This is a genomic window from Geomonas agri (genome assembly GCF_020179605.1).
Taxonomy (GTDB): Bacteria; Desulfobacterota; Desulfuromonadia; order Geobacterales; family Geobacteraceae; genus Geomonas; species Geomonas agri.
In genome coordinates, this window is sequence record NZ_JAINZO010000001.1 from 487,019 (window position 1) to 512,685 (window position 25,667).

Below are 25,667 nucleotides of genomic sequence, written 5' to 3' on the forward strand. Positions count from 1 at the left end.
TCCAGGTCAAGCACGTGCATGCTACACTAACGCTGTGACGGGAGCAAAGTACTAATCACATTTTTCAGGGTGGAAAACTTGTACGGCTTCTGAATGAATCCGGCCAGCCCCTTGCCGGCGAACCGTTGCGTTACTTCCTGCTCGTTGTAGCCGCTGGACATGATCACCTTCACCTCGGGGTCGATCAGGCGCAGTTCCCGGAAAGTCTGTTCCCCGTCCAGGTGCGGCATGGTAAGGTCGAGCAGCACTGCTGAAATCCGTTCCCGCTTTTCTTTGAAGACCTCGACGGCCTCCCTTCCGTCCAGCGCCGTGAGGACCTCGAAGCCCAGTTCCTTCAACATCTCGCTCCCGATCCCGATCACCGTCTCCTCGTCGTCCACCAGGAGCACGGTTCCGACTCCCTTCCAGTCGTCTTCCTGCGTGCAGCCGGAAGTGAGGAACTCCTTCACCCTTTCCCCTGCCGGGAGGAGCACTTTGAAGGTTGTGCCCTGTCCCAGTTCGCTGTAGACCCTGATGGCGCCCTTGTGGCCCCGCACGATGCCGAGAACCGCCGCCATGCCCAGCCCCCGCCCGGTGAACTTGGTGGTGAAGAACGGATCGAAGATCTTGGCGACGGTCTCCTTGTCCATGCCGCAGCCCGTGTCGGCGATCTCGACCCAGACGTAGAGCCCCTCCGGGAGCTGCTCGTTGAGCCAGAAGCTGTTCAGGTACCTCCGGTCGCACTGCATGCATCCGGTACTGACTGCAATGACGCCGCTTTTTTCCCCTACTGCCTCGGAGGCGTTGATGACGAGGTTCATGATGATCTGCCGCAGTTGGGTCGCGTCGGCATCCACCATGGGCAGTGCTGTCGCGAGATTAAAGCGCAGCACACAGTGCTTCGAGATGGAGATTTCCAGCATCTTGGTCATCTCTTGGACCAGGCGGTTCAGGTCGATCGGTTCCACGAGGAATTTCCCCTTGCCCGAATAGGCAAGCATCTGCTTGGCAAGGTCGGCGGCTCGGGTCGCTGCCAGTTCCACCTGGTGCAGGTTGTCGCGTACCGGCGACTCGCGGTTTAGTCGCAGCAGGGCAAGGTCGGTATGCCCCACGATGGAGGTCAGGAGGTTGTTGAAATCGTGGGCTATCCCGCCGGCAAGAACGCCGAGGCTCTCCAGCTTCTGGGCATGCAAAAGCTGTTTTTCCAGGTTCAGGCGCTCATCTTCGCTGCGCTTGCGCTCCGTGATATCCATGAAGTCCACGACCAGCATGCTGGTGCCGCTGCGGTACATCTGCACGCTGAAGCTGCCGCGGATGAAGCCGTCATCGAAGCTCCTTTCGAACGACTGCTGCCCCAGTTCGCCCGTGGCCACCTTGCGGCAGAGTTCCGGCAGGTCGGTGTCCGCGAGAACCGGGAACGCCTCCTCGAGCGACTTGCCCACCAGTTCTTTGTGCGAGATCCCGAACATCCGGTCGGCACTCGGGTTGCCGCCGGTGAATACCAGTTCACCTGACGCCTCCAGGCGGTAGAAGTGCATGGCGAGCGGGGAGGACTCGACGATGCTGCGGAAGTTCTCCTCGCTTTGGCGCAGCGCCTCTTCCATCTCCTTGCGCTCCGAGATGTCGCGCGCGATGCCGCAGTTGCGCTCGACATTGCCGTGCCGCACGTAGTTCGCGCTCACCTCCACCGGAATAAGCCGCCCGTCCCTGGCGCGGTGCTTTGATTCGAAGCATGCCGTGCCTACCTCGCGCAGTACCTGGAACTGCTGTTGCAGTTTTCCCGCGTTTTCACCGGGGTCGATATCAGGGATAGTCATGCCGAGCAGTTCGTCCCTGCTGTAGCCCAGCTTGCGGCAGGCCGCTTCGTTGACGTCGACCAGGCGTCCGTCCGGCGCGGCCCAGAATATGGAGTCGGATACGGCGTTTACCGTGACCCGGGTGAACTGCAGCATCTCCTCGGCCACTACCCGCTCGGTGACGTCCGAGGCCGCCCCGTAAAGGATCAGCTCGTCATCGGTGCTTCCCTGTTCGCAGCGGCAGGAGTCGCATATCCAGCGTACGCTCTGGTCTTTGGCGATGATCCGGAAGGTGATTTCCCTGGTCTCCCCGGGACGCATGCTCTCCAGTGCCGCCGAGGTAGACTCCCGGTCCTCGGGGTGAACCATTGGCATCCAACAGCCAAGCTGGCACATCTCTTCGATGCTGTAGCCGGATATGGTGCCGAGTGCTCCGCCGATCCACTGGATGCGGTAGGGAGCGCCGGGTCTGCGCGAGCAGCGGTGCACGTAGTCAGAGGTGAGGGCTGCGAACTGGCGGTAGTTCTCCTCGCTGGCCGCCAGCGCCTCCTGGACAGCCTTGCGCTCATCGACCTCATCCTGTAGCGCCTTGGTTCCCGCCTGGACCTTCTGACGCAGGTTCAGGTTGAACAGGTAGAGCAGGGAGAGGATGACCACCAAAGACAAGGAGAATGTGGTGGCGACCAGGGCGGCCAAAAGATCGTCATCGATTGGAATGCGTATCGATTCGATGGCGCGGATGATGCCGGCCTTTTCGTTGAAGCCGCCTTCACCCGGGTAGAGCGCCTGCAGACCGCTTGGGGCATCTTCCCGTTTGCCGTGACAGCGCAGGCAGGCGTTGTTGGTCTCCAGGAAGGGCTTGGCGTAGATAAGCTGCCGGTGGCCGTTGATGGAGACCACCTTGCTGTATTCTTTGAGGCTGCGGTTGGAGTTGAACAGCTTGATCAAGGCCGCTTCCTGCTCATCGGCCCGGTTCACGGGGTTGCGCGGGTTATCGGAAGCGAGTTTGTAGTAGACCGGCGGGAGTCCATCCTTGACCCGCGCCTCGTTGAAAAAGTCGTGCATGACGCGCGTGATGAACGAGGAGGATAGGATCTCGGGGGCGTAAAAATCCTGGTCGATCATCCCCTTGTCGCGTGCCTGGTAGTAGGTCGGGTGCATGACGCGCTGGATGTAGGCATGGAAGCCGCGGTGGGAGAGCATGATGCTGCGGAGGTTCTCCTCAGCCTTATGCACCACGAACCTGGAAACCGCGGTGTAGGTGAGGACGCAGATCACCGATGCCAGTGCGAGGGCGATTGTGATTTGTCGGAAGAGTTTCATCGATCCCCCTGCATGGCTGCTCTGGAGTCGGGAACCTGGAGTCTTCTCAGGCCGGCGCATTGTACATAAAATTTCGCGGGAATCCAAGTGCGCCATTTCGTAGGTGGTTCGAGGGAAAACCGGTCGATCCTTTTCTCCCGCCAATCGTTTCTGCCTTATTACCACATAAGCAGTTATCCGTTAATAACGAGGCGCGTTATTAACGGATAGCCGAAAGGCTGAAAAAATTGGTTTATACTTAACCGCGGCTGCTCAAGTACTACCAACCTCCCGGCTCTTTCTCCGTCCTTCCAGGTGTCTGCGGGGACGTCTCTTGCCCGGTTAGTCACCGCCTTCCTGAAGTCTGTCCCCCCTGTGGCTCAAACCACCTCTCGAAAAATAGATAGCAACAAAATAGATAGTATGCTATCTATTTTGCATGACCATTGAGACCACGAAAGTAGATAAAGAAAACCTCCTGTATCGTCTGGCCTTTCTGACCAGGCGGTGGCGCCAGGTGCTTGACGCGGCATTCCAGTCCCTGGGAGTCACCGACGCCGCATGGCGCCCGTTGCTGCACCTGCACCACTTGGGTGACGGCATCAGGCAAAAAGACCTTGCTGCCTCGCTTGGCATAGAAGGTCCCACGCTGACACGGATCCTCGACCAGCTGATCGTGAAGGGGCTCATCGAGCGCAACGAGGATGCCAGCGACCGGCGCGCCAAACTGCTGGCGCTCTCTTCCGAGGGGCGCGCCATGGTGGTGCAGATTACCGGCAAGGTCGCTACGCTCGAGCACGACCTCCTCAGTGAATTCAGCACACTGGAGATCGACCAGATGACAGGTTTCGTCGAGCGACTGGAGATGAAGCTGCAGGAAACCCGCGCGAGAATAAAAGGGTGAACCCGTCTCACCGATTGAAGCTTGTCCTTGCCCTGCGTGGCACGCTGGCCGTACTGACCGCACTCGTTGTCGCCGAGTTCCTGGGTATCCAGAACCCCTACTGGGCCGCGATGACCGCCCTGATCGTCATTCAACCGACTCGCGGTCTCCTGTTCGAGAAAAGCTTCTATCGCCTGGTCGGCACCGTCTTCGGCTCCCTGGCCGCCTTGCTGCTTCTCCAGTACACCACGTCACCGTTCTTGCTCACGTCTGCACTGGTCGTCTGGATTGCCGGGTGCGTCGGCATCGGCAATCTCTTCCACGGCCTGCGCTCCTACGCCTTTCTCATGGCGGGATGCACCTGCGCCGTCATCGCCATGAGCGGCTTCATGAACCCCTCCCACGTCTCCGGGATCGCCTTCGGCCGGATCGCCTGCATCGTCGTGGGTATCATCGTCACCACCGCGGTCACCGCCATCTTCACGCCGCGTGCGCCGCGCGAGGAGTTGGAGCGGCGTCTTCAGGAGGTGATCAGCGACGCAATGCTGTGGTTGTCCGCGCTGATCCGCGAGGGGCGCACCGCCAGCGTAGCGAGGCTTGAGCAGGCGATGCTCATGGAGTTGGCGGATCTGGAGTTGCTTGTTGACACCGCTGGGGCGGCATCTCCCGGCTTCAGAAAACGACGGCGGCACGTAAAAAGCCTGATGGCCGCACTGCTTTCCCTGCTGTCGGTGGGGCGTCTGGCCGCTGAACATCTCGATCGTCATAACGATGGCGACGGCAGTCACGGGCAATGGCGGGAACTGATGTCACAGCGCCTGGTCGACGTCGCCTCGACGTTTGCCTCCGCCCCTGGGGCTGAAAGTTGCTCCGAGCTTGCGGCTGTGGCCTCCGAAGCGCGTGCCCACTTGCCGCTTCTGGGCGAGACCCTTGGTAGCCTGGTGGTTTCGGTGACAGAGGTGCTCTCGGGATTCGCGGCCGTTGCCGAGGATGCGGCACAAAAACCGCCACACCAGCTCATCCGGCACCGGGATTGGGTTGAAGCCGGTCGGGCGGCCTTTCGCTCCGGGCTTGTCATCGCAGCAGTCGGCTTCACCTGGAGCGTTACCGGCTGGAGCAAGGGGCCGCTCATGCTGATGGCCCTTTCCATCATGACCACCATCTTTTCCAACAAGGACCATCCTGCCCATTTTGTCGGGAACATCTTCGTCGGCGCGGCGATAGGCTCCGCTGCTGCGGTTTTCTGCAGGATATTCCTGCTCTCCAGCGTAAGCGACCCATACCTTACCGTTGCCATCATTGCGCCGTTCGTGCTGCTCGGGCTCGTCGCCATCCAGTATCCGGCTACGGTGCTAGCCGCGACCGATGCGACACTTTTCTTCATCTTCGTGGTCCAGCCCGGAGTGGCGGTGAACATCGCCAACGTCGATCTTGCCATCGGTGCCGTAGCCATGGTGGCCGGTGTCGGAACTGCATGGCTCTCCTATACCGTGCTGGTACCCATCAACCCAAGCCGGCGGATGCGGTCGATTCTCGCGGCTGTGTCCCGTGACCTGGTGCGCATGGCGAAGGACGGTTCACCGCAGGTGACAGCCCGCGCACAGGAGAGGCTGCACCACAGGGTAATCCGGCTAGTCGACATGGCCGCGCGGCACGACCGAGAGCATTTGAGGACGGTTGAAGGTGGGGTGACCGCGCTGGGCATCGCGGCAACTATCAAGTCGCTGAGACAAAAGCTGGAGGCCGACGACGTCACCCCTGGTTCGGAGCGGATCATGAGGGAGGCGCTGATGGCGATAGCAGTCCTCGCACCGCAGCCGGACAACGCAGGAGAACTGTTACGTCGTGCCGCGCGAGCCCTTTATGCCGTTTTGGAAGAAGGTGCCGTCTTGCAGGGGGTGGGGAGTGAGACTTCAAGGTCGGCCGGTCGTCCCGGCCACGTGCGCCTGTTGCAGCCACTGCTGTTGGTGGCGGAAAAGCAGTAATACAGAAGAGGAGAATGAAAGATGGACGTGTCAGGCAAGGTGGTATTGGTTACTGGTGCCAACGGGGGCATCGGCTGGGCGCTGGTGAAGGAGTTACTGGAGCGTGGAGCTGCCAAGGTATATGCGGCCGCGCGCAATATCCAGGCCGTGGCGGAAATGGCTAAATTCGAGCCCGGCCGTGTCGTCGCGCTCAGGATCGATGTGACCCACGAGACGAGCGTTGCCACGGCTGCGGCGCAATGCCCGGATGTTGATCTGCTGATCAACAACGCCGGCGTTAACCATTGCAAGAGCCTGCTCGACCCGGACGGCCTTGAAAGCGCGCGCCAGGAAATAAAGGTGAACTATCTCGGCACCCTCTCCATGTGCCGGGCCTTTGCGCCGGTACTGGCCGCCCGCTCTGGGGCGATAGCGAATGTCTGTTCCATTCTGGGTCTCGTGAACCTCCCCGTTAACGGCACCTATTCGGCCTCCAAGGCCGCCGGCCATTCCCTGCTGCAGGGAGTGCGCGCCGAACTGGCGTCGCGGGGCGTCAAGGTGTACGGAGTGTATCCCGGCCCGGTTGATACCAGGATGACGGCCGGACAGGAAATGGACAAAGCCACCCCGGAGCAAGTTGCCAAGATGATCCTCGACGGTATCGTCAAGAACGAGGAGTACATCTTCCCGGACGCGATGTCCCAAGACGTTTCTCGCGGACTTCTTAATGCACCGAAGGAGGTTGAACAGCAGTTCAGCGCGATAGTACCGTAGATGTCCCGGTAAGCCTCGAGTCGGAGGCCGAAACATCGGAAAACCGTTAGCCACGGAGACAATCTGAGCACTTCTGAGAAAGACCGGACTGAGGTAGGGTTGGACGTCCAAGATCGCGAACTTTACCACGACTGGTGCGCCGGGGATGGGTTGGAATATTTATCTCGGCATTGGGCGCTTGCTTTACTTCCTCTACGTTGTAATCTGATGGGGTTGGAAATTGCATTAAAATTAATTAAGGTAATTTCAACCCCTCTCGCTACGGCGAAGAAAAGGAGGTGCGACGTGAGCTCCAGAATTGTTCGAGATTATCATCATATGGCGCCAACGATGTTTCACGACTTCAACCAGGGTGTGGCGACCGCTCTGGCTGACAAGACAAGGTTCCCGGATTCGTTTTGGGCTGCGCATCCGACTGTGTTGGATCCTTATCTTGCCGCAACGGCCAAGCACGATGCGATCTATCACGAGTCGATGCACGGGAGCAAACTGGTAATTGCGGAACGCGAGCTGTTGCAGGCGCAACTGGTGATCAACCTGGACGAGATCGCCTCGATCCTGGAATTGGCCGCTGTGCGCAATCCCGAGATCCTTCTCGCCTCGAGATTTACCCTCCACAAAGACAGGAGGGGCCACGCAAGGGCCAAGGCCGCAAGCGCAGCTCACAGTGCAGCACATACCGAAACGGAAGATGGAGAGGGCGGTACACCGACCTGATCCGCTCCCGATTGCTAGCTCAAGGGGACATGCCCTTGGCTAAAAACACCTCCGGGGTGCGGCGAGCACCCCGGGCTTTTACCTCTCACGCCTTTCCTCTTCCTTTATACCGGACCACCGCTGACTGTCACCTACGCCTAAGCCCTCTTTCCTGCCTCTGATATCTTCTCCATCACGATGCACAACTTGTAAATCACGCATGATAAGTTCTGAATAGCTGTGTATAAGTTATCATCCGCGAGATATGACGTGTAAGCAGCTCTTGGGAAGTTCTGAACCGCAATTCCTGATTTGTAAATCACGATGGATATTTTCTAAACCGCCATGCATAACTTATCCACCGTGAATCAGGGTTCCCGATCGGGATGTATAAGTTGTGCATCGTGGTTTATAAGTTGTCCAGCGGGGGATATAAGTTATGAACTGCCCTTGATAAGTTGTGAGGCGCGATGTACGTCGTTTCACCCGCTATTCAGAAGTTATCAATAACGATGTACAAGTTGTAAATTGAGATTTAGAACTTCTCGAAAGCGATGTACCTTTTCTTCTCTACCCCACAGCGATCCACTCCCGAGGCTACCGCTCTCCTCGCACATTCCGTTGACTTCTTTCAGCAAATCAGCCATATCAACAGCACGCCCCTTTCTCGGAGTTGTACCTAACAATCATCAGGATGAAACCATGACCACTCAATCGCCGACCGACCCGCTCCACGGCGTCACTTTGAAGATGATTCTCACCGAATTGGTGGAGCAACTCGGCTGGGAGGAACTGGGAAGGCGGATCGACATCCGCTGTTTTACCCACACCCCCAGCATTTCCTCCAGCCTCAAGTTCCTAAGAAGGACCCCCTGGGCCAGGGACAAGGTCGAGGAGATGTACCTGAGGTTGAAGATGTAGCGGGTAACAACGCCTTTGGTAGCTCTTATAGATTCGCGGAGTCCGTCTCCACCGTTGTTGTGATTGCTTTTTCTGTTATGACAAGAAATCGGTCATCAAACAGATCAGTAAGAAGCGGCCGAACTTCTCGCCACGAAAGCCCTCCTCCACCGCATCCAGGGCGGGGTACGATAATCAGTTGCCACCCTTCATGGTCAGCCAGCCTGCGCAACTCCTCCGCCGATCGACGTATAAGGCGCAAATCTGGCAACGCCCAGGGGGAATCCTCCACGGGAAAGCTGACGAGATTATCGCCGAGCGAGGCAACATGATTGCCCGAGGTTCGGAGTATCTCCCCAAGTCTTAGTTGCAGGTCAGGAAACCGCTCCAGCGCCTGCCTCGCAACGCCGTTGCCGACAACCCCGGTCCCGTTTCGAGTCACATGCCCATTGGTAGTAATGGCAATGACTCCCTTTCCGAAGTAGTTCCAGATGTCGCCTTCGATCTCTCTCATAACTGTTTACCGTTACTTGCTTTGGCAGTTCACGTCTCAAAATATTAGCAACGTCCCCCGATAGTCCATGCTCAATTAATACCATGTAGGCCATGACTTTGCTTGGACGAATATCAAAAACGACTGTGTTTGCGTGAGCCACGGCGGTTTTCGACGGAGGTTGGCCCTGAAGCTGTGAGTAGTGAGCAACCACGCTTGCGAACGCAAGAAGAAGTGATTCAATAGGGCGATTGTGCCATTTCATTGGAGGAGGGAACGCCATGCCAGCATCAGCGAACTACCGCTATCTCCATCCCAAGAATCTCAAGGACGTCTTCCCATGGGAGGACATTTCAGCCATCCTCAACAACATCTACAGCAATGTGATGCGCGATGACCACGGCATCGCCGGCATTTCTTCCATCCCCGGGGCGATTATCGCCTCTCCCTCGATGCCTGCCGATCCTGAGACCGATCAAAACTACGTCTATGACTGGGTCCGTGACTCCGCGCTCACCGTCTTCGAACTTGTGGAAATTGCAGGGAACCCATCTTTTTCAGAGTGGAAGCCGCGACTAAAAAAGGTGCTTGAGCATTACGTCGACTTTGTGGCGATCGTGCAGCAAAACTCTGACCAGGTCTCGCTCGGGTACGCTAGGTGGAACCTCGACGGCACACCTTCCAAGAACTGGACGGTGCAAAACGACGGTCCTGCCCTAAGGATCGTGTCGCACCTGAAAGCCATTTCGGAGATCCTTGATGGAGGTTATAAGGACAAGGCGCTGGAGAACGTGAAGAGAGACCTGGACTACATCTCCGCAAAATACAAAGACTTCGGCTTCAACATATGGGAGGAGGTGTACGGGGACCACTTTTTCACCAAAAAGATAATCCGCAAGGCCTTTTTCGAGTGTGAAAATAATGGGGTATTCACCAGCAATGTCAGCGCAGCGGTGGTCAAGGAACAGATCACGGAACTAGAAGGGATGATGGCGAAGCATATCGAGGGGCGAGACTACTACAAGTCCAACATTGCGGCAGACTCACAGAACCAGCGTGGGAACGACAAGAACATAGACGTTCTTTTCGCACTGCTACATGGTGAGATCAACAGGAGCCAGGATTTCAGCATCACTGCTGCGAAATCGGTGACAACGGTGGCCGAACTGGTGAGATGCTTCATGACCGAGTACCCGGTGAACCGGGACGACCTTTTACTCGGTCTTGGTCCCAACATGGGGCGTTACCCCTTTGACAACTACGACGGTGATATGAGCGACGGCTACAATATTGGCCATCCCTGGTTCATCAGCGGCAACGCCCTTGCCTCCTTCTTCTACAAGATGGCGTTGGCCGCAAAGAGCGATCCGCAGGTCGTCAAACGAGTTGCGAAAAGCTTCCATGGCCTCTACAACATCACAATCGCAACGGCGGAAGACATCATCGCTCTGGGAGACCGGCACATCCAGACCACGCAGCGGCACTGGGATCACTGCCGTATGAGTGAGCAGTATGACCGTAACTCAGGATATCTGAAAAGCGTTAAGGATCTGACCTGGAGTTATGCCACTTACCTGATGGCGTACCGGTTGCGCAGCGCACTGTAAGCCTCGATTGAGGGCAGGAGCACTTGTCGCCTTCGGCCCATTGCTTGAGCGGATCGGCAATCCTGCCGCGTCTGGCGCGGTAGATGTCCAACTCCGTCTTGCCTTTACCTGCCAAGCGAATCTCGGCCACCAGTGCCGTGGCGGTGCCAGGTCTTGAAAAATTAGTCTTTCTGACATCGAGGGCTTACATTTCAGGACCTGGTGCCGAGAATTCCGAATCTCAAAAACTCAGCGACGTCCCCCCGTGCCATGTCTCTCACAGCCTTTCATGCCTGCCCCCAGAGCTGGGAAGTAACCTATGACGATCTCGCTGACTTGACATTGATTTAAGCCACGCAATAATAAAACCATTATTGGCCAAACTCAGGAAAACCTGGGGACGGAAAGCTACGGAACTTAAACTGCTGCACACTTCGTGATGCAAGAGTTGGCCGAGCTGTCGGATGCACCCGCCGCATGGGTAGCAATCAGGTAGCCCGGCTTTTTGTGTTTCATAGCGGTGAGGGCGACAATTTTGGCGGACATTAATGGCCATTAAAACACCCACCAGGAGATATTATGAATTCTAGTGCATCCCGCTTAAGCAGACTGCTGGAGATTTCAAGAACAGGATAACCAGCAGGAGCAATGCGAATACAAATGATGCACCTCTTTTATCAAGTTAGTGAATACTGCGTCAAAATTCAAAGCAGACCGATATGTCAATCGAGAAAGAAGGTCAATAATGCCATCCTTAACCTCATTGTTGAAATCATTCATTCGGACAACCCTGCTTTTGGCAGGAAGCATCCTGCTTAATGGAGTCTTATTGGGACCGGCGGCGGCTGGACAGGCACAGTACGTCATCGGGATCAGTGTCGATGGTGGGGGAGCGAGCTACATTCAAAACCTCATAAATCAGGGGTTGCTACCGAATTTCAAGCGGTTCCAAACCCAGGGTGCCTGGACTAACAATGCTCGCAATGACTATGATATCACGGTCACACTCCCAAATCATGTCTCTATGGTTACCGGGCGTGGCGTCTATGGTGTCGCAGGCAATGGCCATATGTGGACGAGTAACTCTGACCCATCCAGTGACCCGGTCGCTGCTACCTACTCAATTCAGAATAATAAGGGAACGTATGTATATGGTGTTTTCGACGTAGTACACGATAATGGGCTGCGAACTGCCCTGTATGTAACCAAAACAAAATTTTCACTGTTCGACCATTCATACAATAACGGTAACGGTGCTGTTGATAACATCGGCTCTGACAATGGCTTGAACAAGATCGATTCCTATGTCTATAATTCAAGTTCATCTGCCATCAGTACCAGTCTTGTAAACACGATGAAGGCTACTCCTTTCAACTACGTATTACTCCACTTCACGGATGGTGATACTGCCGGACATACGTACGGATGGGGGAGCACTGCCTACAATAATGCCCTTATTGCAGTAGACAGTTACCTTGGACATATTTTCGATCTGGTTACCGGTACCCCCGCTCTTCAAGGGAAAACCGACATCATTCTCACGGCTGATCATGGTGGTAATGGAACAAATCATGCTGATATTACGGATCGGCTTAACTACACCATACCATTTTATGTTTGGGGGCCAGATGCCCAGGCCGGGACAGATCTCTATACCCTCAATCAATCCACGCGAGCCGACCCGGGAACAACCCGTCCAGCTTATACTATTTCAGTTCAGCCAATCCGTAATGGGGAACTGGCCAATCTGGCTTTGAACATCCTTGAACTGGGCATAGTTCCCGACTCAACAATAAATGCGTTACAAAACCTGGCAATTACTTCACCTAATGCAACTGGCGAATGCGGCAGTGATAATGGCAGAATACTGACTGCAGAGCCGGTCAACCTGTGCAATGCCGGCATTTCATCTGCTGTCGGCGGTTCCGGTCCCTGGGCATGGACGTGCACTGACGGTGGGGTGGGGGTGTCCTGTAGCGCGAGTATCCTTTCTTTACCAGTAATTACCACCATCAGCCCCCTTCCTTCCGGAACAGTCGGTGTGTACTACAGTCGAAATCTGGAGGCCACAGGAGGCGAAATTCCGTACATCTGGTCACTGGTAAGCGGCAGCCTTCCACCGGGACTGAGTATGCAATCAGGTGTTATAAGTGGAACGCCAACGGTGGGAGGTACCTCAGGTTTTACAGCAAGGGTTACCGATGCAGCAGGCTCTATTGCTGAGAAATCCTTAAGTTTATCTGTTATTGCTACGCCGCTACAGATAACTACTGGATCATCTCTTCCGAATGCGACCAAGAAAGTTGCGTATTCAGTGCAACTGATTGCCTCTGGGGGAACAACTCCCTATGTTTGGTCTATCGCTTCCGGCAAGCTACCGCCGGGACTTTCCCTGAATAGCACTACAGGTGTCATTAATGGTAAGGCGAGCAAAGCAGGGGTCTCAACATTCACAATTAAGGTTACAGATGCTCAAAAAAACACGGTGACCAGATCGTTTTCGCTTACAGTCAAATGAAGCTCCGGTCAAGAGGGCAGGCGTGCCGCAGTGGCAAAACCAGAAATTGCCGGCTTTATGGTAGGGGTGCTAATTCGTGGAGTACGTATCAGAAAAGGGAATAAAATGAAGCAAAAACTGGTTTTTTATTTAGGCATCCTGGATAAATTATCGTTCATGGCCTAACGGCCCGGCCTATTATTGCTTTAGTTACGGAACTGATCCATCTTGTAAACCCCGAAATGAGAGTATAAAGAAGCAAAAAAACACGAAGGTACCACGGTGCAGCTAAAACAAAAAAGCCACTTGCGAGCTAACGTAAGTGGCTCATTTTTATTGTGGAATCTGGGGTCAGGCTTGCAATGTTGCAATCTCTCTCCGTACCGCGGAACTTGAGATGACTGGAACCTTTCCAGCCTCCTGGTGAGTCCTCTACCAAATCTTGGCCATCAGTAGCCATAATCGAGACTGAGGACTTTACTCACACGCCCCCCCTTAAAACATACACCTTGCATGAACTCATTGGGACCAAAGTTGTACAACCAGATTTGTGAGCAGTCCCTGCCACCTGATCGCATTACCGGTTGTGCGCATTTCTCTAACACCTCTCCCATTGTGTCGCCTTTCGTCGCTATACCGTTACTGCACCGGCACGATTCAAACACGTTCATCCGGGTGTTGCCATTGGCTGCATTCATAGCAACCAAGGCAATATTTCGCGGTGGGGCGGCCTGTTGTGACGCAACCGGTGTCGGAGACGCCTGGTCATAGGGCAACGGTGAACCCTGCTGCAAACCTTGCTGGTATGAAGCCCGAATAGGTGCCGTTTCAGCACGGGGTGCTTCGTATCTTGCCGGAACGATAACTACCTCATTCCCGTTTTTGTCGGTGTAGTGTTCGTACTCTGATTCAGGTTTTTGCGCCTGAGGCTGCGGGGCGGGTATCACTGTTGGCTGTGAAGGCATCGGCGGAATCTGCTGCGTGGGCACGACCGGTTCTTTCGCAGCGCCGAAAATAAAGGAAGTCAGATCTGTTTTCACGAGTTGTATAGCGAAAAGTAGTACTAACACAGACACCCAGATACCGGCTGCATTTCGCATTTCCTGGGATTTTCTTTTCTGTGTCATAGACGATTCTCCGGTCCAATCTATCCTTGTATAGAGGCCGCGGGTGAAACTCACAGGCTATGGTGGTGCAGGATTGCTGTGGTGGGTAAGAGCTTATTAAGTAAACGGCACTATATGATGTCTTCTGAGGCAAGTCAAACTTGAATGACTGTTAGTGGAGCGTACCGGCTGACGCTTCTCCTGCGGGAGATGCCGCCTGCAACATGGGGGAGGCTGGAAAATGCGCGATGTGAAAAAAAGTGGGAACCTTTTTGGATGATGCTGCATCTAACATAGTGAAAGGGATGATGGAGGAACAGAGATGACCCGACAGGAGAAGTCAGACAACTACACCGCAGCGGCGGATATGGATATCGTGAAACAGGTCCTGGACGGGGATTTGAATGCCCTGGAACTGATCATGCGCAGGTACAATCAGCGTCTGTACCGCATCGCCCGAGGGGTGGTGCAAAATGATATGGATGCGGAAGATGTGGTGCAGGATGCCTACATCCATGCCTACGAAAACCTTGGTCAGTTCCAGGCAAAGGGGCCTTTGTTCGTCTGGCTTGCAAAGATCACTCTGAATGAGGCCCTGAAGCATCTGCGCAGTGCCAAGGGCACGAAGAATAGTATCTCTTTCGACGATCCTTTGCACACAGAGGAGGCGAACCATATGGCTGATCTGATCACGGGCTTGCCGACCCCCGAGCAGGACGTTGCGCGGAAGGAGTTGCATCGACTTCTTGAAACCGCGATCGGGAGCCTCCCCGATGCATATCGCATGGTATTTATCTTCCGCGGTGTAGAGGAGATGTCGGTGGAGCATACCGCGGAGTGCCTGGACATAGAACCGGCGACGGTGAAGACAAGGTATCACCGGGCGAGAAAATTACTACAACAACAGCTGGCAGACCTCGTCGACTCCCACGCAGGCGGAGTATATTCATTCGACGGGATCCGCTGCGACCGTATAGTCTCGGGTGTCTTCCTGAGGCTGGCGAACCGCAACCGGAGCTGAGGGCGCATACAAGCCATGCTCCGGTTGCATCGGGAAAAAGGAGACGGCAATGTTAGGCAAAATCTTCCAAAATATATTCAAGACAATGATCGCAGTCTCGGCAATGGTAGCTCTGACTGGTTCACCCTCATATGCTCACTGCAACTCCACCGACATGAAAGAAACAGCGAAGGCCGTCGAACTGCGGCAGGCGCAGCGCGATCTCTGGATCGGTCACGTCTTCTGGGTCCGGAACGTTGCGCTGGCGACCAAAGCCGGCGATGTGAAAGCGGCACAAGTTGCCGAACAAAACGTGGTGAAGAACGCGCGCGCTATCGCCGACTCCGTCGCTCCGGTGTATGGCAAGCCGGCCGCGGACAAGCTGTTCGGGCTTCTGGCGGGACATTACGGGGCGGTTAAAGAGTACATGACTGCGGCCTATGCAGGCAACGAGGTGGCCAAGGATGCGGCGGTTGCCAAGATGACAGGTAATGCCAACGAGATCGCTACATTCCTGAGTAGTGCCAACCCGAACTGGCCCAAAGAGACGTTGATGAGGTTACTCTCCGCTCACGCTGGCCATCACATCGCACAGATCGAGGCTTTCGCCAAGAATGACTATGCTACCGAGGCCGAGATCTGGGATGCTATGAAAGATCACATGTACATGATCGCCGATGCTCTCGCAGCTGGCATCGTCAAACAGTTCCCGAAGAAGTTCTAGGCTTCGGCCAACTCCAAACACTCATCATCAGCCAAAATGGCCCCGCTCCCCGTTAACAGGGGGGCGGGGCCATTTGGTTATAGGCGAGAACTTCCGTGTGCGGACGAAAGAAGGGCAAATGATTATTCGCCCCTACAGGGGCATGGGCCGTTACCTCTCGCATTTCGCGCCATAACAGAGTAAAGTTACGCTGCTCCGGCTTGCAATGAGAGAGCAACATCAGCGAGATATAAGGAAAAGTACATGGCATCACTGGATTTTGAACAGGAAAAAGCAAGTTTCAACAAGTACTACGAAAGCAACCACAAGCAGCTCATGGCCGCCAAGGATGCCCATCTGGGCATAATCAGGACCCTGATCAGGCAAAGCGATGTCGGTGAGGTCACCAAGATAGAAGGGCGCGTCAAGGACAAAGAGGAATGCATAAAGAAGTTCCAGCGCAAGTACCAGGGCAAACTCGAGGCGGACGAGCAACCTTACGAGATCAAGGACTTCATATCGGACCTGATCGGCGTCCGGGTCGTCTGCCTCTATGAGGATGAAGTGCCGGCCGTTTCGGAGTTGCTGCAACGGCACTACAGGATACTGAACGTCACGGACAAGACCTCTGCCGTGGAGAGCACTGAGGATTCCTTTGGTTACAAAGGGCTGCACATGGACCTGGCCCTGGACCCGCAGGTCCCCTGCCTCGCCAGGCATCTCCCGCCGCTGGAGATCAGCTTCGAGGTGCAGATCCGGTCACTGATTCAGGACGCGTGGAGCAGGCTGGACCACAAGATCAAGTACAAGAAATCGATCCCGGTCGACCTGAAGCGCAGGATCAACGTCCTCGCGGCCCTCTTCGAACTGGCAGACCGCGAATTCAAGGAAATCCGCAACGCAACGTCGGACCTGATGCAGCAGGCGACCGACACGCAGATGAGCGAGCCGGTAGACGGCGTGCAGGAAATAACCGGACAGGCAGCGTCCCCCGCCTCCAAAACCGTCAACGCCTTCAACTTCGTCCCCATAGCAGGGCACTTCTTCAGGGATTTTTCCTTTGAGGATCAGAAGGTGGATGATTTCGTCCAGGACATCCTGGAGCAGGACCCCGCTTTCCAGAAAGCTGATCTGCACAGGTGCCTCAACGAGAATCTGAAAGTCGTCCGGCAGTACAGCGAACACGTGATCTCTGAAAACCCGAACCGGAATTTCAGCGCCTACACTCTCATCAGGCACTGCCTGTATCTCTGCGACCAGGAAAAATTCGAGCGGATTCTGACCCGGAGAAACAGCGAGCGTTTCTCGCTCTGGCTCAAGACATACCGGTCAGCCCAAGCCGCCCCTTCTGCAGAGGGGACGTCATAGTCTAGTCATGGTTGATAGGGATGGTGGATCTATGAACGAAAGAAGGGGCGAAAGATATTCGCCCCTTCAGGGTCACACCCCGATATCTTCATTCCACAGTTCAGGTTTTTGCCGAATAAACTCTTCCATCATACCAATACACTGCTCGTCCTGCAGTACTTCAACGGTCACATTACGCGACCTGAGGACATCCTCTTCACCCATGAACGTGCGGTTCTCCCCGATTATGACATGCGGTATCCCATACAAGATAATGGCACCGCTGCACATAGGGCAAGGCGAGAGAGTGGTATAAAGCACGCAGTTCCGATATACAGAGGCGGGCTGGCGCCCGGCATTCTCCAGAGCATCCATCTCACCATGCAGAATAGCACTCCCTTGTTGCACTCTTCGGTTATGGCCCCTGCCGATAATTTTGCCGTCATGCACTATAACCGACCCGATTGGTACTCCGCCTTCTGATAAACCGGTTCGAGCCTCTTCCAGAGCTGCTTGCATGAATTTGTCCATGTGAAAATTCCTCTCAGGGTTCAGTGCCGACAAACACTGGAATAGGCGCAGTGTATGCGATTTTGCCTCGCATTGATACGATACTGTAAATCACGATATCGTAAGTGACCAGGGTGACGAGTTTTCTCTGCTGTCATTCCTTCATTGGCAGATGGGGCACAGCCTCTTCCCGCTCCATGGCCAGCGCCAACACCCGGTCGCCATTACTGTCAGTCAATTTCTCGTCGATCCGCAGCAGTGCCTGCCAGCGCCGGAACGCAGAAACAAAGACGACCGTCATCAGCGCCATCAGGATGACAGACAGACTCGCCAAGAGATACAACCCCTTGGGCAGGAAGTTTCGGGTTATGTTGAGATACCCGGCCCACATACAAATCGGCATCATGAACAGGCCCGGACCGGCGGTGACCCAGGCATACTGTGCCTTGCCGAGCCGTATCAACATGATGGTTCCGATGACCAGTGCGCAGGTGGCCAGCAACTGGTTGCTCATGCCGAACAGCGGCCAGATGGTGGAGATGTCTCCGGTATAGACCAGATAACCCCAGGCCGAGGTGAACAGGGCACCGGTCAGGATGATACCGGGAGTCCAGGAGTTGTCGGCAAAAGGGGCATAAAGTTTGCCGAGCATCTCCTGCAGCAGGTAGCGCCCCACGCGGGTCCCCGCATCAACAGCGGTGAGGATGAAAACCGCCTCGAACATGATCGCAAAGTGATACCAGTAGGCCATCATCCCCTTCATGAAAGATAGGGATGAAAAAATATAGGCCATGCCCACCGCCAGAGATACGGCACCGCCGGGGCGTCCCTGGACCTGCTCGCCGACTTGGCGAGACAGTTCCGGCAGGTTGACCGGAACAAGACCGAGCTTGGAATAAGCGGCGGGTGCAGCATTGATGGCAAAATAATCGGTCGGCAGCAGCACACAGGCAGCGATCAGAGCCATGATAGCAACAAAGCCTTCCACCAGCATTGCGCCGTAGCCGACAAAGAGGATGTCGCGTTCATTGGCAATCATCTTCGGCGTGGTGCCGGTGCCGATAATGGCATGGAAACCGGATAGGGCACCACAGGCGATGGTGATGAAAAGAAACGGAAAGGCGGCACCCGGGATGATCGGGCCGCCACCGAAGAAATAGGGTGTAATGGCCGGCATGTGCAAGGTCGGATGGACGAATACAATACCCAGGGCTAGAGCGCCGATGGTGCCGATTTTCAGGTAGGTGGAGAGATAGTCGCGGGGCACCAGCAGAAACCAGACCGGCAGGGTGGAAGCGGCAAAGCCATAGGCCGGAAGGAGTAGCGCGAGCTGTTTCTTGGAAAAGGTCAACATGCCCGCCAGGGTCGGGTCGGCGGCGACATAGGGGCCGGCATAGATCGACAGCGCCAGCAGCAACACGCCAATGATGCTCCCCCCTCTGATGTCGCCGGGGCGGATCTTCTGCATGTAGATTCCCATGATCATGGCGATGGGCATGGTGGCAAAGACGGTGAATGTCCCCCAGGGACTGTTGAACATGGCGTTGACCACGGCGATGCAGAGCCCGGCCAGGGTCAGGATCAGGATGAAGAGCACGGCGACTGAAGCTACTTTCCCCGCCACCGTACCGATCTCGGCTTCAGCGATGACCGAGATGCTTTTCCCCTTGTGCCGCACCGAGGCAAACAGCACGACCATGTCGTGCACCCCGCCCGCAAGCACTGCACCGATCAAAATCCAGAGCGCACCCGGGAGGAAACCGAACTGGGCCGCCAGCACCGGACCCAAGAGCGGTCCGGCTGCAGCAATGGCGGCAAAGTGATGACCGAAGAGGAGGTACTTATTGGTCTTCAGGTAATCATGGCCGTCTGCGTAGCGCACAGCAGGTGTTTCCAGTTCCACGCGCAGGTCCATGACCCTGTTAGCCAGAAACAGTCCGTAGAACCGGTAGGCGATGGCGAAAAGACAGGCCGCAGTAAAAATAAGAGTGAATGAATTCATGGGACACCTGCCACGCTGTTGGACTCGACGATCTTCAGGGCAAGCTTTCTTGCCTCCTGCATGACCATCTCTTCATCCAACGTAAGAAGCTTCCTGTTCTTCATGACAACCTTGCCGTTAATGATCACGGTTTCCACATCCGTTCCGTGTGCGGCATACACAAGCTGTGAGTAAACGTTGTACAACGGAATCAGGTGTGGGCTATTAAGGTCAATCACGATCAGGTCGGCCCGCTTCCCCTCTTCCAACGAACCGATGCGCTTTTCCAGCCCCAATGCCTTCGCGCCGCCGATGGTGGCTGCTTTGACCGTGTCGCGGGCACTCATGGCAGTCGGATCAAGCCGTGACACCTTTTGTAGCAACGCGGCGGCGTTCATCTCTTTGAACATGTCCAGATTGTTATTGCTGGCTGCCCCGTCGGTACCGAGTCCGACGGCGATGCCAGCCCGGAGCATCTCCGGTACGGGGGCAACACCGCTGGCCAGTTTCATGTTGCTTTCGGGATTATGGGCCACACCCACCCGTCTTTCCGCCATGAGTCGGATTTCTCCGGCGGTCGGATATACGGCATGGGCCACGATGACCGTGCCCCCGAAAAAGCCGAGATGATCGAGATGCTCAAAGGGGGGCACGCCGTATTTTACCGTGATGTCGCTGACCTCCTCGCGGGTTTCGGCAACATGTATCGAAAGCGGCAGCCCCAAAGCGTCAGCCAGTTTTTTTGCGGACTTGAGCGTATCAGGGGAGCAGGTGTACGGAGAGTGGGGTCCGACCGCAATCGTTATCAGCGGGTCGTTGTTCCACTTGGAAGCCAACTTTTCAATGGTCGTAAAACTCTCTTCAGGGCTTTTGCTGTCAGGTGTTGGAAAATCAAGCACCGCTTGCGCCACAACCGCTCTGACGCCGGCTTTTTTCGACGCTTGAGCGAGTTCGTCCGCAAAAAAATACATGTCGCTGAAGGTGGTCGTGCCGGAGCGAATCATTTCAGCCAGCGCCAGGTTGGCGCCGGTGCGGACTGAAGCGGCGGTGATGAACTGGGCCTCGGCCGGCCAGATATGCTTCGTGAGCCAGGTGTCAAGCGGCAGGTCGTCGGCCAGCCCCCGGAAGAGGGTCATGGCTGCGTGGGTATGGGTGTTCACCAGGCCGGGCATGATGACTTTGCCCGCCGCATCGATGTTCTGCGCGGCGGTATATCTCTTTTCCATGCTTGCCGAAGGGCCGATGGCCACTATGACACCCCTGTCTACAACAACGCTGCCGTGTTCGAGAATGGTCATGCCGTCATCCATAGAAACGACCAAACCGTCGGCAATGATAAGATCCACCGGGGGTGTCGCACCATTCACGTTTCGACAGCCGACAATCAAAAACAAGATAAAAACAAGGTTCAATACTTTCATCTAGTTGAGGCCTCCGTCCTGAAGGTGATAACCGCTACGGTTGGATGCGCATCTGGGGCCATCCTGAACGGAAACATCATGGTTTTGTTTTATCTGCCAGTTCCGCCGCAGCTGCCCGGCCCGCCACACGGCCGGTCAGAATGGACGCTCCCAAGAAGGTTCCTTCAAGTGAAGCTTTCCCATTGACACCGGCGAGACCGGTCAGTTCCCCGGCGGCATAGAGGCCGGGAATGCGCCCTCCCGACTCATCGAGGACCCGACAGGACCCATCGATTGATACGCCCCCCATGCTTTTTCGTGCCAGCGGGTAGAACTGAACGGCGTAAAAAGGCGCCCGTTCGATCCTGCTCGGATTGGACCAGGGGGTACGGCAGCAGCCGATGCGGCCGAAATCAACGTCGTTACCCGCGGTTATCATAGCGTTCCAGCGGTTCACGGTCTCAGTGAGCGTCTGCGGTGGAAGTCCCGCAGCCGCCGCCAGCTCCGCTATAGTCGGTGCGGATTTCACAAACTGGCTGCTTTGTGGGTTATTGAAAAGCCCCTCTTCTATCGACTCCCGGCTCCAGCCTGATATAAAAAAACTGCTGCGGGCCGCACTGTCAAATACCGCCCAGTAGGTGCCGCCGGGCTGTTTCATCAGTTCGGGAAATGTCGTCTTGGTGTCCTGAGATTCGTTGACAAAACGTCGGCCTGCCCTGTTGACCCAGATCGACTGCTGACTGAAAGCGTTCAATCCTCGCGAGCCGGTGATGTCGGAGGGACTGTGCAGCCCTGTGGAATAGTTCCACTGGTACTGCATGTTGAGCAATCGGGCGCCCACGGCCCGGGCCATGTCATGGCCTGAGCCCGTGGCGTTTATTCCGGCGCCTACCAGGATCTTTTCCGGAAGGGGCTGTTTGTCGGACCAATAACTTCTCACCATCTTCATATTGCCCTGAAAGCCTCCCGTCGCCAGTATCACGACCGGCGCAAGGTAATCGACAGCTACCTTGTCTTTGAGCCGCTGTGTCCTGATGCCTGAAATCCGGCCGCTTTTGTCCCTGATCAACGAAAGCGCCTTATGGCCGTAGAAAAACTTCACCCTGCTATTCTGCGTGCACCCCCGGTAGATCGGATCGACCAGTCCTCTCCCTTTGCCGATGACTTTATGCCAGCGCGGGACACTGTTTCCCGGCATGAGGACCGGGCTCTTCTCAAAACGGACGTCCAGCCCGACAAGCCAATCGTAAATTTCACGGCGAGACTCGTTCGTGTAATAACGCACCCATTCGACATCGGGACCGGGACCGTTCGGGTCGCTACCATAGGTCATGAAATCGTTAAAAGCGATCTGCGGCGAATCGATGATGCCGGCATTCGCCTGCTCCGGTGTGCCTACGATGCAGAGAGCCCCCTCGCTCATCGTTGCGGTCCCGCCATAAAGAGGCTGCATCTCAATGACGGCAACATCAAAACCTTTTTGCGCCAACTCCCAGGTGGCAGAGAGTCCCGCTATGCCGGCACCAACCACGACGACATCATGCCGTTGTTCTTTTTCTGCTGCCAGAATTAGGGGCGGCGGAACCATGACCAGAATGATGGCAAAGAGCATCACCTGTGTGATGATCTTATCAGCCGCCTTTCGAAGCATTGTCGTATCAGGCATATGTGATCCATCCCTTTGACCGGTAGAGTTATTTGTTCAAAATCAGGGTGTTTTGAAGCCAAAAGCGTGGCACTGAAGGCAGTAATTTTCCGATTTGGCGTGCTGATGATGACAGAAATTGCAATCGAGTTCCGTACCGTAGTGCGGAGAGATATGAGGATTTCTCGGTTTGACGCCTTTTGTCTTTTCCGCAAGCTGTATCGTGCTGCCGTGGCAGGCGACACATTGTTCCATGGTCGGCACTTCCCGTTCATGGTCCTTCCCATGGCATTGTTCACAGGTGATGTTCGCCAGCGAATGATAGTTTTTTCCCGGCAGGGCTGCACTGCAGGGCCGGCTCAATACGACAGCCGTCATGACACACAACAAAACCCTTGCTGGAATCATTCTGCAGCTCCTTTTGCGGCACGGCCGCTTTTCATAAGAGGAAAGGCTACTGTTTCGTAAAATATTCCGCCGTTGTCCTGACGGATTTGATCCCGACTGAAATGGTCGAACCATCCACTTTTCTGCCGTGCAGGACGAATTCGCTCAGGCCGGTGTGGTTGCTGCTGCCCCAGTCATAGGTATAGCCGAGTCGGGTCCAGGGGTAGGGGGATGAGCCGGTGCTGTAGATGTTTCTGGTGCGGTTGTTGAACCAGGAGGAATAGGTTTTGAATACCCCGTAGTCCGTCCCTTCGGTCGCCCTGACCTTGTTGTTCAGATCCAGCATGCGGAAGGGGTCGCTCGGAAAGCTGGTTTCGCAGGCCGTATCGGATATCTCGCTGTCGGGACAGGGGCGGAAAAGGTCCTGCGGCGAGACCCACATCTCGAGCATGTATTTCGCCTCTTTGGGATCACCCGCAACGGCATATTCGGGTGGCAACCCCAGTAACTGGGCGATCCGTAACGGCTGTGGCACGGTGTTCCCGAAGTAGTTCCTGATCTCCGGCACCACGGTCACCCAGGAATCGTACTTATAGGTCGGGCATTCGCCCCCTTCCACGCAGGCTGTATTGCCGCTGCAGCCAGCAGGATCTGAGCATTTGTAGTATTTTCCAGCATCCCCCAGCCAGGTCACCACCAGCAGCCGTGACCCGACCACGCCGTTTTCCCAGACCAGATCGGGATTCTCGTTGTTGATAGGTGTTAAGTAGCGTGAAATCTCTGCCGGAGTTGCCGTGCGGGCATCGGCCACGGCGCTGGAATACTGCGCCTGCAGGCTGACCGGTGTCGGAGAGCGCTCCGACGAAGCGCTGCCGCAGGCGGCCAGCAGGCAGATGACAGATAAAAGCGACAAGGTGGTCGTAAGCTTAGGAGATCGCACGGAGCCTCCTTAGTAATTGGCGATTATGCTCTGCATTGCAGGGCTCAGCTGCTTGACGAGCTCGGCGTTGTACGCATGGGACGTTATGTCTGCGCGCACCGCGTCGTTGGCGCCGAATATCCGTGCCGCGGCGATTGCATATCCGCGTGATTTATCGGCTGGGGACCCCGGCGCAACGGCTGGATCGACATTGGTGATCTTGATTGAAATGGTATTGTCAGCGTTGCGGTAGATATCAAAAAGTCGGAACTGCTGCGGGAAATCCAGGAGTGAAGAGGTTTCGACCTCCCAGAAGCTGTGAGCGGGGTCGCCCACTACGGCTTGGGGGGTAACGACGTTGCGGTGATAATGTCCCGAGATCCACAGGATCAGATTGTCGTAGCTGTGGAGAATCGGGAGCAGTGTGGCCTCTGTGAAGCCGGGAGTCCGGAAAAAGGGGAAATTTGCCGTGTCGGTGGCGCTTATCTGCGGGTTGATCGGGACATGTGCCGCGATGATCATGAGCTTGTTTTCGTCCTGACCTTTCTGCAGTTCGTTTTGGAGCCAGTCGAGACGATTTTGGTCGAGGCAGCCTAAGGCATAATTGGGCTGACCTGCTCCCTTGCAGGTGTCGTCCAGAACAATGACTTTGATTGGTATGCCGGCCTTAGGTTCGTAGCTGTAAGAAGCGAAATCGTTTTCCAGGTTTGTCTGGGTGAAACCGTGCCCGATGGGGTTCGAAGTAGTTGCAAAAAATTCCTTCATCCAATTGAGACTTGACGATTCGGGGGTGGCAAGAGTCCGTCGGGCAGGATCGGCGACCACGGTCGGTGGGGTGGCAAAGTTCTCCTGTGGACCGGACAATATTACCCTGCCTAAGGGATCGGAACCATCGACTACCCCCATATACGGACCGCTTCGGTATACGCCGCCGGCTGATGGCGGACCGAGTTCCAGGTTGAGCACGGTGTTGCCGATATGCGCCAGCCGTGTCTTCTCGTTTTCGTAGGAAGATCCCATCCAGAACTGGTCGTGGTTGCCGATGACCTGATACCAGGGTATCGCCTTGTCGATTCCTGCAGCCTTAAAAGGTTTCTGATAATCGATGGTATCGGCTCCCAGATGAGCGCCGGAACTCGGAGTAATGACCTTGCCGTCCAGGACATCGATATACCAGCGCAGCTCGTTATATTGGGAGTTGTTGATGGCGTCACCGAGGAAGATGCCGAAATCCAATGGCGACTTTTTGTGCAAGGCGTTGACCGTCTGGACGGCAGCGTCAAGGACCTGGGGGGTCGAGAGCATGGTGGACGACCAGGCCGACGACATGCCGGCTGAGGTTGGGCCATAGAGCGCGCTCCAGCCCACATAAAGGGGCTGGGCCGGGGATTCTTTGTCGGCAATGTGGGTGTCGGTCATGGCAAAAAAAGACAAAAGACGCGTGGCATTGGGCGAGCCGTCATAGGCGGGCGCGAGTTCGGTCCGTTTAACCGAAGCCAGCCCTGAACCTGTATGCCAGGCGTTGTAGCCGAATTGCGAGTAGAGATGCACATCCGCCGGGTTGATCTGTGGCGTATCCGCCGGCAGCCCTATGGGAAGGATCTGCTGCTGGGCAGTGGTGAATACTTCTTTCGCGATTGGCCATTGCACAACTGGCGGAGTATTGGAGTCGCCCCCTCCACATGCCGCCAGCTGCAATTGGATTGCCATGGCAAGAAGTACGCTTAAGGCCCTGAGATGCTGATGATACCTCTTCGTCACCATGATCTCTCCCGTAAAACTTAACTGTTTCCGTTGGT

Annotated in this window: 20 protein-coding genes and 1 riboswitch; of the genes, 10 read left to right on the forward strand and 10 right to left on the reverse strand. The window is 55.7% G+C overall.

The window, feature by feature from the left end:
- Positions 1-26 precede the first annotated feature (26 nt).
- A complete protein-coding gene (locus K7R21_RS02170; protein WP_224981659.1) occupies positions 27-3,098 on the reverse strand; it encodes a hybrid sensor histidine kinase/response regulator in 3,072 nt (1,023 codons plus the stop codon).
- A 418-nt stretch (positions 3,099-3,516) separates the two neighbouring features.
- On the opposite strand from K7R21_RS02170, the gene K7R21_RS02175 reads away from it, so the two are divergent.
- From K7R21_RS02175 to K7R21_RS02195, 5 genes are all read left to right on the forward strand, one after another.
- Entirely contained in the window at positions 3,517-3,981 is a 465-nt protein-coding gene (locus tag K7R21_RS02175; RefSeq protein ID WP_224981660.1) for a MarR family winged helix-turn-helix transcriptional regulator, read from the forward strand.
- 14 nt (positions 3,982-3,995) lie between these two features.
- A complete protein-coding gene (locus tag K7R21_RS02180) occupies positions 3,996-5,945 on the forward strand; it encodes an FUSC family protein (RefSeq protein ID WP_263630507.1) in 1,950 nt (649 codons plus the stop codon).
- Positions 5,946-5,966: 21 nt separating this feature from the next.
- A complete protein-coding gene (locus tag K7R21_RS02185) occupies positions 5,967-6,698 on the forward strand; it encodes an SDR family oxidoreductase (protein ID WP_224981662.1) in 732 nt (243 codons plus the stop codon).
- A 285-nt stretch (positions 6,699-6,983) separates the two neighbouring features.
- On the forward strand, positions 6,984-7,415 hold the full coding sequence (locus K7R21_RS02190; protein ID WP_224981663.1) for a hypothetical protein: 432 nt from the start codon (positions 6,984-6,986) through the stop codon (positions 7,413-7,415).
- A gap of 681 nt (positions 7,416-8,096) precedes the next feature.
- On the forward strand, positions 8,097-8,315 hold the full coding sequence (locus K7R21_RS02195) for a VF530 family protein (RefSeq protein ID WP_224981664.1): 219 nt from the start codon (positions 8,097-8,099) through the stop codon (positions 8,313-8,315).
- 25 nt (positions 8,316-8,340) lie between these two features.
- Here K7R21_RS02195 and K7R21_RS02200 read toward each other — a convergent pair whose 3' ends face one another.
- Positions 8,341-8,808, reverse strand: a complete 468-nt coding sequence (locus K7R21_RS02200; RefSeq protein ID WP_224981665.1) for a macro domain-containing protein — start codon at positions 8,806-8,808, stop codon at positions 8,341-8,343.
- 260 nt (positions 8,809-9,068) lie between these two features.
- Between K7R21_RS02200 and K7R21_RS02205 the strand changes: the two genes are divergently transcribed.
- On the forward strand, positions 9,069-10,394 hold the full coding sequence (locus tag K7R21_RS02205) for a glycoside hydrolase family 15 protein (RefSeq protein WP_224981666.1): 1,326 nt from the start codon (positions 9,069-9,071) through the stop codon (positions 10,392-10,394).
- Between the two features lie 346 nt (positions 10,395-10,740).
- Positions 10,741-10,838, forward strand: a riboswitch (cyclic di-GMP riboswitch).
- Between the two features lie 280 nt (positions 10,839-11,118).
- A complete protein-coding gene (locus K7R21_RS02210) occupies positions 11,119-12,891 on the forward strand; it encodes an alkaline phosphatase family protein (RefSeq protein WP_224981667.1) in 1,773 nt (590 codons plus the stop codon).
- Positions 12,892-13,319: 428 nt separating this feature from the next.
- Here K7R21_RS02210 and K7R21_RS02215 read toward each other — a convergent pair whose 3' ends face one another.
- Positions 13,320-13,997 carry a DUF2845 domain-containing protein gene (locus K7R21_RS02215; RefSeq protein ID WP_224981668.1) on the reverse strand — a complete coding sequence of 226 codons (678 nt, stop codon included), beginning with the start codon at positions 13,995-13,997 and terminating at the stop codon, positions 13,320-13,322.
- A 301-nt stretch (positions 13,998-14,298) separates the two neighbouring features.
- On the opposite strand from K7R21_RS02215, the gene K7R21_RS02220 reads away from it, so the two are divergent.
- The 3 genes from K7R21_RS02220 (at position 14,299) to K7R21_RS02230 (ending at position 17,047) form a co-directional block, all read left to right on the forward strand.
- A complete protein-coding gene (locus K7R21_RS02220; protein ID WP_224981669.1) occupies positions 14,299-14,997 on the forward strand; it encodes an RNA polymerase sigma factor in 699 nt (232 codons plus the stop codon).
- A gap of 49 nt (positions 14,998-15,046) precedes the next feature.
- Complete coding sequence (locus K7R21_RS02225) at positions 15,047-15,700, forward strand: hypothetical protein (protein WP_224981670.1); 654 nt, start codon at positions 15,047-15,049, stop codon at positions 15,698-15,700.
- A 243-nt stretch (positions 15,701-15,943) separates the two neighbouring features.
- On the forward strand, positions 15,944-17,047 hold the full coding sequence (locus tag K7R21_RS02230; RefSeq protein WP_224981671.1) for a GTP pyrophosphokinase: 1,104 nt from the start codon (positions 15,944-15,946) through the stop codon (positions 17,045-17,047).
- Positions 17,048-17,119: 72 nt separating this feature from the next.
- On the opposite strand, the gene K7R21_RS02235 is transcribed toward K7R21_RS02230, so the two are convergent.
- The 7 genes from K7R21_RS02235 to K7R21_RS02265 all read right to left on the reverse strand — a co-directional run bounded on the left by K7R21_RS02235 (position 17,120) and on the right by K7R21_RS02265 (position 25,632).
- On the reverse strand, positions 17,120-17,557 hold the full coding sequence (locus tag K7R21_RS02235) for a nucleoside deaminase (RefSeq protein ID WP_224981672.1): 438 nt from the start codon (positions 17,555-17,557) through the stop codon (positions 17,120-17,122).
- Between the two features lie 133 nt (positions 17,558-17,690).
- Complete coding sequence (locus K7R21_RS02240) at positions 17,691-19,538, reverse strand: carbon starvation CstA family protein (RefSeq protein WP_224981673.1); 1,848 nt, start codon at positions 19,536-19,538, stop codon at positions 17,691-17,693.
- Positions 19,535-20,938, reverse strand: a complete 1,404-nt coding sequence (locus K7R21_RS02245; protein WP_224981674.1) for an amidohydrolase family protein — start codon at positions 20,936-20,938, stop codon at positions 19,535-19,537. The genes K7R21_RS02240 and K7R21_RS02245 overlap by 4 nt, the downstream gene beginning before the upstream one ends.
- 76 nt (positions 20,939-21,014) lie before the next feature.
- A complete protein-coding gene (locus K7R21_RS02250) occupies positions 21,015-22,583 on the reverse strand; it encodes an FAD-dependent oxidoreductase (protein WP_224981675.1) in 1,569 nt (522 codons plus the stop codon).
- A gap of 42 nt (positions 22,584-22,625) precedes the next feature.
- On the reverse strand, positions 22,626-22,970 hold the full coding sequence (locus K7R21_RS02255; RefSeq protein ID WP_224981676.1) for a cytochrome c3 family protein: 345 nt from the start codon (positions 22,968-22,970) through the stop codon (positions 22,626-22,628).
- Positions 22,971-23,016: 46 nt separating this feature from the next.
- Positions 23,017-23,889, reverse strand: a complete 873-nt coding sequence (locus K7R21_RS02260) for a hypothetical protein (protein ID WP_224981677.1) — start codon at positions 23,887-23,889, stop codon at positions 23,017-23,019.
- A 9-nt stretch (positions 23,890-23,898) separates the two neighbouring features.
- Entirely contained in the window at positions 23,899-25,632 is a 1,734-nt protein-coding gene (locus tag K7R21_RS02265) for a TIGR03768 family metallophosphoesterase (RefSeq protein WP_224981678.1), read from the reverse strand.
- Between the last annotated feature and the right edge of the window lie 35 nt (positions 25,633-25,667).

Coding starts and splice junctions, on each gene's coding strand:
- K7R21_RS02170 (WP_224981659.1), bottom strand. CDS start 3,098: ATGAAACTCTTCCGACAAATCACAATCGCCCTCGCACTGGCATCGGTG.
- K7R21_RS02175 (WP_224981660.1), top strand. CDS start 3,517: ATGACCATTGAGACCACGAAAGTAGATAAAGAAAACCTCCTGTATCGT.
- K7R21_RS02185 (WP_224981662.1), top strand. CDS start 5,967: ATGGACGTGTCAGGCAAGGTGGTATTGGTTACTGGTGCCAACGGGGGC.
- K7R21_RS02195 (WP_224981664.1), top strand. CDS start 8,097: ATGACCACTCAATCGCCGACCGACCCGCTCCACGGCGTCACTTTGAAG.
- K7R21_RS02200 (WP_224981665.1), bottom strand. CDS start 8,808: ATGAGAGAGATCGAAGGCGACATCTGGAACTACTTCGGAAAGGGAGTC.
- K7R21_RS02205 (WP_224981666.1), top strand. CDS start 9,069: ATGCCAGCATCAGCGAACTACCGCTATCTCCATCCCAAGAATCTCAAG.
- K7R21_RS02210 (WP_224981667.1), top strand. CDS start 11,119: ATGCCATCCTTAACCTCATTGTTGAAATCATTCATTCGGACAACCCTG.
- K7R21_RS02215 (WP_224981668.1), bottom strand. CDS start 13,997: ATGACACAGAAAAGAAAATCCCAGGAAATGCGAAATGCAGCCGGTATC.
- K7R21_RS02220 (WP_224981669.1), top strand. CDS start 14,299: ATGACCCGACAGGAGAAGTCAGACAACTACACCGCAGCGGCGGATATG.
- K7R21_RS02225 (WP_224981670.1), top strand. CDS start 15,047: ATGTTAGGCAAAATCTTCCAAAATATATTCAAGACAATGATCGCAGTC.
- K7R21_RS02230 (WP_224981671.1), top strand. CDS start 15,944: ATGGCATCACTGGATTTTGAACAGGAAAAAGCAAGTTTCAACAAGTAC.
- K7R21_RS02235 (WP_224981672.1), bottom strand. CDS start 17,557: ATGGACAAATTCATGCAAGCAGCTCTGGAAGAGGCTCGAACCGGTTTA.
- K7R21_RS02240 (WP_224981673.1), bottom strand. CDS start 19,538: ATGAATTCATTCACTCTTATTTTTACTGCGGCCTGTCTTTTCGCCATC.
- K7R21_RS02245 (WP_224981674.1), bottom strand. CDS start 20,938: ATGAAAGTATTGAACCTTGTTTTTATCTTGTTTTTGATTGTCGGCTGT.
- K7R21_RS02250 (WP_224981675.1), bottom strand. CDS start 22,583: ATGCCTGATACGACAATGCTTCGAAAGGCGGCTGATAAGATCATCACA.
- K7R21_RS02255 (WP_224981676.1), bottom strand. CDS start 22,970: ATGATTCCAGCAAGGGTTTTGTTGTGTGTCATGACGGCTGTCGTATTG.
- K7R21_RS02265 (WP_224981678.1), bottom strand. CDS start 25,632: ATGGTGACGAAGAGGTATCATCAGCATCTCAGGGCCTTAAGCGTACTT.